Here is a 12,558-nt window from a genome sequence, read left to right on the forward strand (position 1 = left end):
CTATTAGTTCGTCACCACACACCGTCCACGCCGCCGCGTTGGCGCCACACCACGGGTGCCGCGCCAAAATGCGATGTGAGAGCAGTGCCCGTAACGTGAGCAAGATTGTTGATGAACGTCAAGCACTGACGTGCGTCGGTCAGACTCAGCGTTGCCCGGCCGCCCTGACGATAGTTCTTCGAGGCGAAGCCGCGGATGTCGGGGTACTGCTCCTCGACTCCATCGGTTCGCTCCACGGCGAACGGTTCCGAGAACCTCGTGTAGAGATCGCGAGCGCCGTGGGCAACGGCGTGCCGAATCCGCATCCAGGCTTGTAGGCGCGCCGCTGCTTCATGCGGGGGTGTTTCGATGTAGCCCAGCCCCTGTCCGCCGTGGGAACTCCACGTCCAATGAGGGAACACGTCGAAGCCGTCCAAGTTCGCGCTGATGAGTCGCCGGGTCCGATCGGCGTTGGGCGTGGAGAATGCTTTCACTTCGTGCTGGTACTTTGCGATGCGACCGGTGTTGGATACCCCACTCGTGTACGGGAACGAGGCGTAGACGAGGTCTTCCACAAGCGCCTGCCAGCTCGCGATCGCCATGAGCACGATTGCGCGGTTGAGGGAAACTTCCGTGAACCGCGGTCCTGCTTTCGGGCCGCCCGACGCTCGGTGGGCCTGCACGACATTGTGGGCATGACCGATGCCGATGCGGTAGTGATTGGCGGCGTCTTGGAACGTCACGGCCAATCCAGGTGAAGTGAGAGTCACTCGGTAAGTCTCGCATTGATGCAGCGTGACGTTGTCCGCGAGCGAGATGTCGTGTCGCCGCGTTCCCGCCTGACTCGTGTTCCGGGGGCATGGCACGACGGGCCAGAACGCGTGGTTCCGGCCCGTCGTGCGTCAGTCGAGCTGTGATGTGCAGGACGTATACGCGAAGGTTGACGAGCTTCGTGTGATACTCGTGTTCGTCCCACACGCGTGCAGGACGAGCTGGGGAGTGCTGCGAGATGACGACGGTGCCGTCGCCTCGGATCGCGGTGACGGTTATCGGTCGTCGCCATCGAACTCTCCGCTTCCACTGCCAGTGCGGCAGCAGAACCAGGCTCGTCTATTCATCCGCGCGCGCGGATGCGTCGTCTGGCTGATGCGACGGCTCGAATCAGGTGTCGTAGTACCGGAGCCGTTCCGCTTCCCATCCCTCCGCAGTGCTTGGCACGGTGGGAGCGGGCGGCAGCACCGGCGGCCACCAAAACGACACCGGTCGCTGCGGGGCGTCACGTTCGCCTGACCAGCGCCGCATCGGGATCGTCTGGAGGAATGAGCACCCATCGCCGGTCCGGACCTTGCGGAGCCGGACCGGTGCTTTCTCGTCCGGGACGTAGAGCCGTTCGGCGAGTTTGTCGCCGGGAACGGACACAGTGTGGCGGTGTGCGTTACCCAGCAGAACCCTGTTCAGCTCCAGTGAGTCGGAGCGACTGAGCGGTCGTTGGACATCGACGGCAGGTAGATCCCGCCGGAACAGCGCCAGCACGTGATGGGGTCCGAGTGGCATCGCGATGATTGGCGCTCCGTGCCATCCCGAGTGTGGTGATGTCATATCCCCGTGGTGTTCGGCAAGTAACGTCACCGGCTCGTCTGTGGTGAGCAGCGGTGCCGCGGAGGTGAACGTCACCGGGGTTCGTCCGGCAAGGTCGGGCAGGAGCGCGTTCGCGCCGCGCATCGACGCGTCCATCTCGAGTTCCGGACTGAACATCGCTTTCCATGGGTCTTGGACGACCCGGTCGAAATACTCCTGCAGCGCTGCAACTAATTCCGGTGTTGGTTCCGTGCCGCGGTCCCGCAGGTGCGCAGCGATTGCACCCGGCCGGTCCAGTTCCCACATTCGGTAGTAACCGGCGCCGAGCATCCACCGTCCCTGTAGCCGGTAGTAGCGGGAGCGTGTCATCTGCACCGCGACGAACTGCAGAAACCGGCCCTGATCTTCCAATGGCAGCGTGTGCAGGCCGTGGTCTCGCACGATCGGCAGAAGAGGCGCCGCGATGGCCTCAACGTTGGACAGCCATGACTCCCAAGCCACGGGAGACCCGCCGTCGACCATGTCCTCGTTGATGCGGTAGTAGTCGGTCTCCACGAGAGCCTGCTCTGGCCGAACTGTGAATGTTTTCCGCTGCTGCGATAGATCCGTCACTTGCACTTGTCCTTCGACGGCCCACTCATTCAGGTAGAAGCGGGGCACCAGGTGGTGTCGGCGGGGCTCCTGCCGCTTCGCGGTCATCGCCGCCGCGTTGTCGAGGACCGCCTGCAACTCCGCACGTTGCTCAGCGGATGGTCCGCGACGACGGTTCTTCACGATGGAGACGGTACGGCGCAGTACCGACATCGAACGACTCCGACGCGTGGGGGCACGCGCCGGAGCCGCAGCAACAACCGTAGGCCCTACGCTGACCGGGGAGAACAGCTGAAGGGGGGGCAAGCGGTGGGATTCGAACATTTCGGTGAGCAACTTCGCCCGTCACCGTTTGGTGAACGGATGAGCCGAGCAACCTACGGTTACCCGAACCGGAAACCTCACGAGCGGATGCGGCGCGAACTGCTCGGCGAGACGCTCTGGCACGATGTTGCATGGGCGTACCGCGACGCAGCGCATGCGGAGCACTCCGACATGTATCTGCTGGTGCAACGCGATCGTGCGCTTCGGAACTTCGACTTGTCGATTCGCTACTTTGAGACGCTGGACCGGAGCGGGTTCGAGGAGTCGCTCGAGCAACTCCTGGGGAAGGCGAAGTCCTTGAAACCGGTAGAGCGCCTCGCCGATTGGGCGGAAGCTGATGGCGCATATGTGATGATCTTCGATGACTACAAGCAGTTGTACGTCGGGCAGTCGTCAGACATCCGTAAACGAATCCGCGCGCACTGGTCCGGCCGGAAGAGCTTTGACCGCCTCCTGTTCGGCGACGTCTACCGATCGATCCTGCCCGTGGACGAGTTCCGTGCGTTCGACAACACCAGAGTTTTTGCTGCGCGGAGCCGAAACCGACACTGGTTGGAGGAACGAGCAGAACGAGCTGCTGACCCCCGGTACACGTTGAACCGCATCGGCGGCGGTGAACTCAGCCCCTTCGCGATGATGATCGCCGCCACCCACCCGCGCGGCCGCGGCCACGTCGACGGGACCGACGCCACTGCAGCTGACCTCGACGCTGCGTATGCGCAGGTGGACGGCATCCTCAGTGGTGCGCGAACACTGGACGCAGACGTTGTTGCGGAACTCGCGCGCTTGGACATGACGGTGCATCTCAGCCGGCGTGCGGACGGCGCCACCCGACTATGGTCACGGCGGGACGTCATCAATCAGGCTGCAGTCCGGGGCAACTTGACGGTGCCGCAATTCGAGCGGTTCCTGGGCCTCATGGGCGAGACCGTCGTGTGGCCGTGACGATATTCACCGGTCCCAGTTGACCGAGGGGTCGTAGGCGCGACTCGCTGCGTTGGTGTACGAGGCCAATACGCCGTCGTGGAGCGCTGCGCGAGCACGGGTGATCGCGTCCCGCCGGAAGTCGGCTTCCAGCCCCTGCGCCGCCCAGTCGAAGAACGGGTGCGCCTCGAACGCCCTGTCGATCCGGGCGATGCGGGCGAGGAGATCATCGACCTGCGCAGCGGTCAACGCGGGGGCGAGGATCATGTACTGGTCGGTAAGGGCATCCGGGTTGAGGGCCATGATTTGGTTGCCTGGCGCCCACTCGATGACTACCCCGTCTTCGAATCGTCCTCCGCCGCCATGGAGCAGCGGGTTCCGGAACTCTGTGGCGAGGTCTGTTAGGCCGGCTTTCAGTTTTGTGGTGACTGCGTCGTGGGGTTTCGGGTACGCCGCGTCGAACTGATCTGCCCACTTTGCTTTCAGGAGCGTCTGCAGCGAGAATTCGTCGCGCAGGGCGGTGGGTGAGAACGCAGTGAGCACCACCAGCAGATGCTGCACCCAGGAGAAGTAGCCAGCGATCAGCGCCGTCGCACGGTACGACTGTTCCCGGTTGTGGAACTTCGGCTGCAACGTGGCTGCGAAGAACCGGCGGACTGCTTCGGCACGGTCCTCGCTTCCGGCATGCATACCGTCGTCTGTCGTGTCCATTCGCGCGTCGACGATTGTCCTGTAGCGGAAGTCGACCATCCCGCGGTACCTGGGCACCTGGTTCACGACGACTGCCCGGCCAGCTGCGATGCTGGGTTCAATCTGCGGCTCCACCACACGACGGTAGAACGACCTTGCTGCGCTGAGCAGCCTCCGCGCGATCCGGTCGGCGTCCGCTGCGTCATCGTGGTGCAGGTCATCCTTGCGGAACAGGTCCAGGCGGAGTCCGTTTCTTGTCCAGCGCAGCCGGACCAACCTGCCCTGCAACGTGAACGAGTACAGCCAGGCGGTTTTTTCGTACGGCGGTTCGGGCAGCGCCTGCAGGGCGCGAAGCATGACGTCGAACAGCGGCGCGTACGCGACAGCTGCGACGGGTAGACGCATCTCGTAGACGCGGTCCCCGTCCTTCGGCGCGGTCTCCACCCCATCAAAACCGCGAAGCTCCCGATGGTAGATGCCGACAACAGTGTCAGCGATGTGCGTCGCGAGTTCATCGTCCACGTTTGGAGGGAGCCTTTCAGACAGTTTCGGTATGCGTTCGGGCGTCCGCAAACGCTGCGGTGAGCCGGTCCCCCCCCCCCCCCCCCCGGCGCAGTGCGCATCATCGCGTACTGCTGCAGGATGTGCGTTTGCTGCCGCCAGGGATCCTGTGTCCACGACGTGATTCGCTGCAAGGTGCGGGTCCGCCATGCGTCGTCATACTGACGGGCAAGCGTCGCATCCTCAATTCGCAGCCGAGCGTCGTACCCAAAGTCGTGCTCCGTCAGCTCGAGCAGCTGCCGCGCCGCCGGGACGCGACTGACCAGCAACGCTGCCTTCGCCTCACGAGCAACGGCGACACGGTGCGGTTCCACCGGCTCCGCCTCATCCAGCCGCCGAGTAATAAACTGCTGGTTCCGACCGAGCGTCACCCATTCGACGAGCAGCCGACCCTGTTCCACCGCTTCCCCACGTGTTGCGTCGCGCTGCGCTTGACGGTCGGCGTCGCGAGCGATCGGTAACGCCTGCCGACTCGTAATCCATGCAGCACCCGCAGCGTCGAACGTTCCCACCGTCCCCAACGCCGGAATAACCAATTGAGCCCATGTCGCCCGATCCGCCCACCAGTAGATGCCGTCATCGTCGCAGCAGCCGCGGACATCGCTTGGGCGTCGGCGCCGGGCATGTCTCACGTCATTCAGCCACCGGATCCGAAGTACCGTCCCCCACAAACAGGGTCTGAGGTTGAGTCACCGTCACCCCTAGGCTGATCCCATGGGGTTTTCAGTGCGTATGGCGCCTGGCGTACGAGTGCGAGTGTCGAGTCGGGGTGTACGGACGAGCATCGGCCCGCGGGCGGCTCGCGTGCATGTCGGCGGCGGGGCGCCCGGGTTCTCCTCCGGCGTCGGACCCGTGAACTACTCGACAAGCCTTGGAGTCAGTCGGCGGAGCTCCTCCGGGGCGGTGACCCGGTCCGTAGCTGCGTCAAGCCGTGCAGAGGCTGCTGACCAGCTCGTCGAGGTGTACCGACGAATCGCGGGCTTGCACCATGAGCACTTCACCCCTGCGGAGCCGCCCGTTGCTCCGGAACCGCCACTCGTCGATGCCGCCGAGGTGGAGCAGCGCCACCGGAAGGCAAGCCTCAAAGGCATCAGCATCTTCGCCAGGGCTCGCCGGCGCGACGCCCTCACGCAAGCAGCCGCGGCAGCACAATTCGAAGTTCAAGCCCAGGAACTCGAGCGGATGCGAAGTTTCACCGCAGCGCAGACGCAACTTGACACCGAATGGGCCCGGCTGCGGACGAACGAACCGGACACGGTCATCGCGGCTCTAGCCGCTGCGTTTGAAGACAACGACGCGGCCGCCGCGCCGCTCGGAGTCAGCGGCGACGAAGCAACCCTCGTCGTCATCGTCCCCACCCTCGCCGGTATGCCGCAGAAGAAGCCCGACGTAACCCCAACCGGCCGACCGACCATCAAGGCTGTGCCGAAGAAAGAAGCAGCAACCTGGCACGCCACCGCCGTCGCCGGCTGCATCCTCGTCACTGTCAAGGAGGCCTTCGCCGTCGCTCCCGGGCTGAACTCGGTCCGCATCGTCGCCGCGACGACACCGGAACGCGACGCGTACGGCAACCGCCACCCCGATGTGTTCATTGCCGCCCGATTCGAACGGGAACGGCTCGACGGGGTGCAGTGGGAGACAACGGAGTCCGTCCGCATCATCAACGACGTCAGCAGCGAACTGCAGCTCAAGCAAGTTGGCGCGGCTAGAACGCTTAGTCCGCTTCCGCTCGAAGACGAACCGGAACTACAGGCGCTGCTCAATGCAATCGACTACGAGGAGCTGGGGGCGTGAACGGACCAGTTGAGTGGCCAGAACTCGACCCAGCAGAGACGATCGCTCTCGCCATAGCGCGCTGCGACATGCACTACGTGGCCTGCTCACTGATCGGCATCGACGACATAGCGGGTGCCGCGGAACTCGCCCTGGTTCAGTACGGGGTGATGGCAGCGTACGAAGCACAGACACACTTCGCACGGACCCTCAACATCGATCTCCCAGCCCGGTGGGATCCGGACACCGCGAAAGCTGCGCGCATGAGCGGAAAGTTCTTTGCGGACAACAAGCGGCACCTCCAAGGAGTCATCGCCCACTTCGAAGCGCTACTCGAAGCGAACCATGAAGCCTACTTCCCTGCAGGCCGGCTCGGTCCGCAGTTCGACTTCCTCCGTGACGATCTTTCCGTAATCACTCTCGACCAGCGCCCCTACATCACATCAGTTAGTGCTCATTTCCTCATCGGTCTGCAACCGCAGCAGACGGCGACACTTGACCAAGTAGGGCCCGCCGCATATCGTCTCGCGGTCGGCACCGGGAACATCGCCGGAGCGCTTCTTGAAAGCTCCGGCATCGTAAGCCACCATCACGCTGCTCGACTCGACTACGTAGCTTGGGATGCAACGAGCGCAGAAGCCCTTCCCCGGCTGTTCGCCGGGGAACTACCCGCGGCAGTCGCGATGGCTCTCGCCACTGTGCAAAGCGTGGTCAGATCAGCAGAATTCAGTAGCGACCGCATCGGATGCGGGTGGTGCGCTCAGGCGGCAAAAAAGCACCGATTCGTCGCTCTGTACCAAGGGCTGAAGGCGCTCGAAGACCTACGAACCGAACGACCCACCTCCGTGCCAGCGGCAGTTTCCAGCCTTCTTGAAGACGAGCGCACACGCTGGGTGCTGTCGAATGCAAAGCTGCGGAACGGTTTGATTCATCTCGGGTTGCAGGACATCGCCTCAGAGCTTCGTCCCGGTGACTCAATCGATGACGCCATCACCGCGTACACCGGCTTGACCGCTGACGATGCCGAAGAGCGAACGAAGGAGCGTCTCTACGCCTTGGGGGAGGCTCTGTCGACATGGATGCTCGCCGCACCACCCTCTGGACCATCGTTTGCAGACGCGCTGCACGCGCCACCACCGGATTGACGTCGGATACTGTCCCAAGTTAGGAACATCTGGTGGATCGCGATGCTTAATTGCCGTGTGGTTTGCCGCGACCGCCCACTCCATTCTAAGGTGCTCAGATGACAACGGAAACGGCCTGGGCGATGTGGCAGCGGCTGGCAAGGAAGTTCGCCGAGGAGGCCCGTGGTCGCAGGGTGCCGTTCACTCATCGACGTGAGGGAAACTGGTGGGAGCGCGATCGGGACGAGTGGCAGTTTCGCGTGCGTTACCTGTGGACCGAGGGCGCAGGAGAGCTCTACTACTGGGTGACTATTACCAAGAGCGGACTACTCACGGTGAAGGTACCGGCGCAGACACGTCCTTTCAACGCGTTGTCGCTTGAAGGCAAGGGGGCGTACGAGCCGATTCAAGAGGCCACAGCGTGGGAGGCTATGTCTACGTACATTAGTCAAAACAGTCAGGCCTAGTAATCCTGCGTATTTTTGGCCCGCTGTCGCGAAGGTTCGCGGTGGCACAGCTCGTCGGAGCACGGCTCAACACCCACGGTCGTCAGTGCGGGCAGCGCGGATTGCGCGCGTAGGTGGCGGCTGAAGCAGCGGGTCCTTCAGCCGCATCTGAGTGGGCGGCAGCGCTCCCGCTGGCCGCCTCGGAACCTGTGAGAAGCGACTTCTCAGTGATATATGCGGTCATCGCCGACTCGATCCGATCGGGAACCGACTGGACACCGTCCTTTTGCAAGCGTCGACTCGACGCAGCACGGGCGGCGAGTCAGAACCGAACTGAGGCTGAAGGTCTCCATCGTCCGCGTGGCGGTCGGGGAATCGGGTGTGACAGAGTGAGAGGGCGCTGCGTGCCATTGGCAAAGCCAGGTCAGAGCGCTGCTGATCGGGCTCGGAGGAAAATTTGAGAAGGGCCGGAGGAAGCGGTCCCCTTAAAGCGGTCGGCGGATCCGCGTCGCCAGGCCGAAGCGAGGAGATCCGTGAATCGCCCCCCACTTCTCAGAAAACCCCGTTCGCGCGGGGGTTTCCTGCATCTCCAGATGCAGCACCGATCGCCCTCGAGGACGTGAGCGACCGGGGCGCTCTGCCGCCGCCTCAGCGCCGCTTGCGGAGCGCGTTCGTGGCCCAGAGTGCGACGGCGATCAGCACGGGCTGGAACAGGAGCCGGACGAACCGCTTGGTGTCGGTGTCCAGGCCGAAGCCGTCACGGTGGTGCATCCATTGGGCGATGTTGCCGGGGAAGATGGCGGTGAAGAACACCGCGGCGACCCACCCGACGGTGGCCTGCCGACGGACCAGCAGCACGAGGGCGGCGCCGAGGGAGATCTCGGCGATGCCCGAGGCCAGGACCGTGACGTCCGGGTCCAGCGGGACGAACTCCGGCACCTGGGCCCGGAACTCCTGACGGGCGACGGTGAGGTGGCTGATGCCGGCCCAGGTCATGGCGGCACCCAGCAGGATGCGGACGACGGTGCGGGGCTTGGTCGAGCGGGAAGTGCGGCGGCGGGAGGTCATCAGGGGCACGTGCCTTTCACAGGGGATGGTGGAGCGGTGCGTCGACCGACGCTGCGGATGCGACGCCGGCGGGTGAGTTCGAACACGATCACTGCACCGGTCGCCGCGAGGAGGCCGACGCGATGCGCGCGGGCCACCGCCGTCGCGCCGGAGACGGCCAGTGCTGCGGCGGCGACGGTTCCCGCGGTGACGGTGCGGTCTTCGAGGTCGATGCTGGTGCGCACTGCTCCGAGTGCCGTCGCTGCGGCTGCGGCAGCCGTGGTCCACGGACGTGCGCCCCGCGCGAGGGTTGCGCCGGCTGCGATCTCGAGCAGCGGCACCAGGAGTGCGTGCGGGAGGCCGGGCACGAAACCGCGTTCCTGCATCCGGTGCGCCCGGACCGGCAGGGGTCGCGTCATCGACGTGCCTGCTCCGTGCAGGGCGAGGAGGATCCCGGCGGTCCGGGTCATCGGTTGTGCTCGATCATGTTGTGCACAACCTAACACGATGGCCCGCCGAATGCGCCTCAGCGGCCTGCGTCCCGCGCAGCCACGCGTCGCCGAACCGCCGCCGTCCACCCGAGCGAGATGGCACCGGCACCGAGCAGCGCCTTCACCGCGCCGCCGAGGACGAACGGGTACAGCCCGAACTCGAGCGTCTGCTGCAGGTCGAGCCCGAGCGACACCGCGAGCCAGCCCATGCCGATGGCGAACGTCACGACGGTGCCGAGCGCGAAGGACAGCACCGAGTTCCGCAGCGGGCGGTCGCCGAAGCGTTCGGCGATCCACCCGACCAGGGCAGCGGCGGCGATGAACCCGACGATGTACCCGCCGGAGGGACTGACGAGCACGCCGAACCCGGCGGAGCCACCCGCGAAGACCGGCAGCCCGATGACTCCGAGCAGCGCGTATACGAGCATCGACAGGGCACCGCGGCGAGCACCGAGGGCGCTGCCGACCAGGAGGACGGCGAGCGTCTGCCCGGTGATCGGGACGGGCCAGAGCGGGACGGACACCTGTGCGGCGCCGGCAGTGAGCAGTGCGCCGCCGAGGACGAGTGCCGTGCTCACGACCGCGGTGCGGGGAGCAGGGCGTCGGCGAGCGGACGGTGTGCGGTGGGGGAGAGCGCGGTCATGGCAGAACCTCCAGATGGGGCGACAGAGACGAACGGAACAGCGGGTCAGACGGTGACGGCGACGAGCAACGACTCGGCCTCGCGCCGGGCATCCGCGACCGCGGCGGTGTCGAGCCCGCACGCCCGCAGGCAGGTCGCGACGATGGCGTCGCGGTCGGCCTCCTCGACACCTCCGACGCGGCGGAGCTGGATGACGGTCTCGGCGAGCTGGATGAGGATCCCGCCGAGCCGTGCCGGCGAGATCGCGACGGTGACGTCGGAGTCGGCGGCGAGCGACCCGAGGCGCCCGTAGGCGTCCCGCAGCTCGATCCGCTCGGCGCGGAACCCGTCGTAGCGCTCGCCCTGCACCTCGGGCAACAGGTAGAGCGTGCCGATGTTGTGGGGGGTGCGGGCGAGCGTCTCCACGTCGATCAGGACGAGCGCGGCCAGCGCGCCGGCTGCGGTGGCGGACGCCGGGACCCGCTGTTCGAGCTCGCGGACGACCCCGAGGCTCGGCCGGACCGAGGTCGTCAGGAGTTCGACGAGCATGTCGTCCTTGCCGGCGAAGTGGTAGTACAGCGAGGCCTGGCGGATGCCGACCCGCTCCGCGATGGCTCGGGTCGAGGTGGCGCTGATGCCGTTCTCGACGAACAGTGCGGCGGCGGCGTCGAGGATCTGGTCGCGGGGACTGAGCGCCGAGTCGGCGTTCGGGACGGCCCTCGGGCGACCGGGCCTGGCCGGTCGGTCGTCGGAGGACATGGAGTCATCCTCCCAGCGCGGCGTCATGCCTGCTCGCGGTAGGCCCGCCAGCCGCCGAACGCCGTGATGTCGAGTGCGCCCTCGACGGCGAAGGGTTCGACCAGGAACCCGGTGACGTCGGTGCCGTCCTCGAGCGTCACGGTGCCGATGGCCATCGGCGCGGGCAGGGACGCCACGAAGGTGCCGAACCCGGCGGCGGGCAGCCGCCAGACCTCACCGGCGATGCCCGAGCCCGACCCCGAGCCGGAGCCCGACCCCGAAGCCGAGCCGGAGCCCGAGCCCGAGCCCGACCCCGGCGCGAAAGCGCCGGACGCGACCAGCCCCACCCGGACCAGCCCGGGCTTTGGCGGCACCGTGTCGAGGGCGTACAGCCGGTAGTCGGACGCGGTGCGGGCCTCCCGGACGAACGATCCGCCGGACGCGACCAGCTGGCCGTTCAGCGGCTGGTCACGGAGGTGCGCTCCGACGACCAGCAGGTCGACGGTGGGCGCGAGGAACGCGGCGCCGAGCGCCGCGAGCCGTCGGTCGGTGAACGCGGGACCGGTCAGCATGACCCCGAACGGCAGGCCGTCGACGAAGCCGGCAGGGACGGCGAGCGAGGCCATGTCGAGCAGGTTGGCGAAGTTCGTGTACCGACCCATCCGGCTGTTCGCGCCGATCGGATCGGCCGCGACCTCGTCGAGGGTGGGGTGCCATGTCGTGGTGGGCGTGAGGAGCGCTGTGGTGCCGGCGAGGGCGGCGCGTCCCGCGGCGCCGAGCACGTCGAGGCGTTCCTGGTCCGCGAAGAGGTCCGCTGCCGTCGGTCGGGCGCCACCCAGGACGATCGTGGCGACCGACGGGTCCAGGTCGTCGCCGACCAGGTCGCGGTGCGCCTCGACGTGCGCGCCGACGGCGGCGTACCGCTCGGCGACGAACGCGCCGTCGTAGAGCAGCGACGCTGCGTCGAGCAGGGGTGCGATGTCGACCTCGACCACCTGGTGGCCGAGTGCGCGGAAGCGCTCGACGGCGGCGGCGAAGGCCTCTGCCCAGCCCGGCGCGAGGCCCTCGAGCTGCGACGGCAGCGGGATCGCGATCCGCGGGACGGCGGGCACGTCGGCGAGGGCGACGTCGATGCGGGCGAGCGGGTCGGTGTCGTCCAGCCCAGCCATCAGCTCCGCCGCCGTGCGGGCGAGGTCGAGCGATCGGGCGAAGACCGTGACGCAGTCCTGCGAGCGGCAGGCCGGCACGACACCGGTGTTCGGCACCAGGCCCTTGGTCGGCTTCACACCGACCAGGTTGCCGAGCGCCGCCGGCACGCGGCCGGACCCGGCGGTGTCCGTGCCGAGTGCGAAGTCGACGATGCCGAGCGCGACGGCTGTGGCGGAACCGCTCGACGAGCCGCCGGAGATCCGCGTCGGGTCCCACGCGTTCCGGACCGCGCCGAAGGGCGACCGGGTGCCGACCAAGCCGGTGGCGAACTGGTCGAGGTTCGTCTTGCCGACGACGACCGCGCCGGCGGCGCGCAGGCGGGCGACGGCGGTCGCGTCGGCGGCGGGTTCGTACGCGTAGGAGCGGGCGGCGGCGGTCGTGGGCAAGCCGGCCACGTCGATGTTGTCCTTGACGGCGAACAGCAGGCCGGCGAGGGGAGCGTCGGGTCGACGGCCTCGGCC

12 protein-coding genes are annotated in these 12,558 nt (G+C 66.7%); 4 read left to right on the top strand and 8 right to left on the bottom strand.

Translation table 11 applies throughout. The features are described from left to right. Positions 1–11: 11 nt before the first annotated feature. Together ACZZ0J_RS13570 and ACZZ0J_RS13575 are read right to left on the bottom strand one after the other, a co-directional pair. Positions 12–722, bottom strand: a complete 711-nt coding sequence (locus ACZZ0J_RS13570; protein WP_463437366.1) for a hypothetical protein — start codon at positions 720–722, stop codon at positions 12–14. A 418-nt stretch (positions 723–1,140) separates the two neighbouring features. Continuing rightward, positions 1,141–2,361: a DUF4238 domain-containing protein gene (locus ACZZ0J_RS13575; protein ID WP_463437367.1), complete on the bottom strand. Its 1,221-nt coding sequence runs from the start codon at positions 2,359–2,361 to the stop codon at positions 1,141–1,143. 96 nt (positions 2,362–2,457) lie between these two features. Between ACZZ0J_RS13575 and ACZZ0J_RS13580 the strand changes: the two genes are divergently transcribed. After that, complete coding sequence (locus ACZZ0J_RS13580) at positions 2,458–3,417, top strand: GIY-YIG nuclease family protein (protein WP_463437368.1); 960 nt, start codon at positions 2,458–2,460, stop codon at positions 3,415–3,417. Between the two features lie 6 nt (positions 3,418–3,423). Here the strand turns inward: ACZZ0J_RS13580 and ACZZ0J_RS13585 are convergent, their stop codons facing one another. Further along, positions 3,424–4,608 carry a hypothetical protein gene (locus ACZZ0J_RS13585; protein WP_463437370.1) on the bottom strand — a complete coding sequence of 395 codons (1,185 nt, stop codon included), beginning with the start codon at positions 4,606–4,608 and terminating at the stop codon, positions 3,424–3,426. Positions 4,609–5,628: 1,020 nt separating this feature from the next. Here ACZZ0J_RS13585 and ACZZ0J_RS13590 point away from each other — a divergent pair. From ACZZ0J_RS13590 to ACZZ0J_RS13600, 3 genes are all read left to right on the top strand, one after another. Then, complete coding sequence (locus ACZZ0J_RS13590) at positions 5,629–6,441, top strand: hypothetical protein (RefSeq protein ID WP_463437371.1); 813 nt, start codon at positions 5,629–5,631, stop codon at positions 6,439–6,441. Next, entirely contained in the window at positions 6,438–7,565 is a 1,128-nt protein-coding gene (locus ACZZ0J_RS13595) for a hypothetical protein (RefSeq protein ID WP_463437373.1), read from the top strand. The genes ACZZ0J_RS13590 and ACZZ0J_RS13595 overlap by 4 nt, the downstream gene beginning before the upstream one ends. Positions 7,566–7,663: 98 nt before the next feature. After that, the gene (locus ACZZ0J_RS13600; RefSeq protein ID WP_463437375.1) at positions 7,664–8,011 is read left to right on the top strand and encodes a hypothetical protein; all 348 of its coding nucleotides are present in this window, start codon (positions 7,664–7,666) and stop codon (positions 8,009–8,011) included. A 627-nt stretch (positions 8,012–8,638) separates the two neighbouring features. Here ACZZ0J_RS13600 and ACZZ0J_RS13605 read toward each other — a convergent pair. From ACZZ0J_RS13605 to atzF, 5 genes are all read right to left on the bottom strand, one after another. Then, on the bottom strand, positions 8,639–9,058 hold the full coding sequence (locus ACZZ0J_RS13605; protein WP_131844908.1) for a DoxX family protein: 420 nt from the start codon (positions 9,056–9,058) through the stop codon (positions 8,639–8,641). Next, positions 9,058–9,507: a hypothetical protein gene (locus ACZZ0J_RS13610; protein WP_463437376.1), complete on the bottom strand. Its 450-nt coding sequence runs from the start codon at positions 9,505–9,507 to the stop codon at positions 9,058–9,060. The genes ACZZ0J_RS13605 and ACZZ0J_RS13610 overlap by 1 nt, the downstream gene beginning before the upstream one ends. Positions 9,508–9,563: 56 nt before the next feature. After that, complete coding sequence (locus ACZZ0J_RS13615; RefSeq protein WP_463437378.1) at positions 9,564–10,106, bottom strand: biotin transporter BioY; 543 nt, start codon at positions 10,104–10,106, stop codon at positions 9,564–9,566. A gap of 110 nt (positions 10,107–10,216) precedes the next feature. Beyond that, positions 10,217–10,909 (bottom strand): TetR/AcrR family transcriptional regulator, encoded by a 693-nt coding sequence (locus tag ACZZ0J_RS13620; protein WP_463437379.1) that lies wholly within the window; start codon positions 10,907–10,909, stop codon positions 10,217–10,219. A gap of 23 nt (positions 10,910–10,932) precedes the next feature. Beyond that, the gene (gene atzF / locus ACZZ0J_RS13625; protein ID WP_463437381.1) at positions 10,933–12,492 is read right to left on the bottom strand and encodes an allophanate hydrolase; all 1,560 of its coding nucleotides are present in this window, start codon (positions 12,490–12,492) and stop codon (positions 10,933–10,935) included. Positions 12,493–12,558: the final 66 nt, after the last annotated feature.

It is taken from the genome of Curtobacterium sp. AC272 (assembly GCF_979258155.1).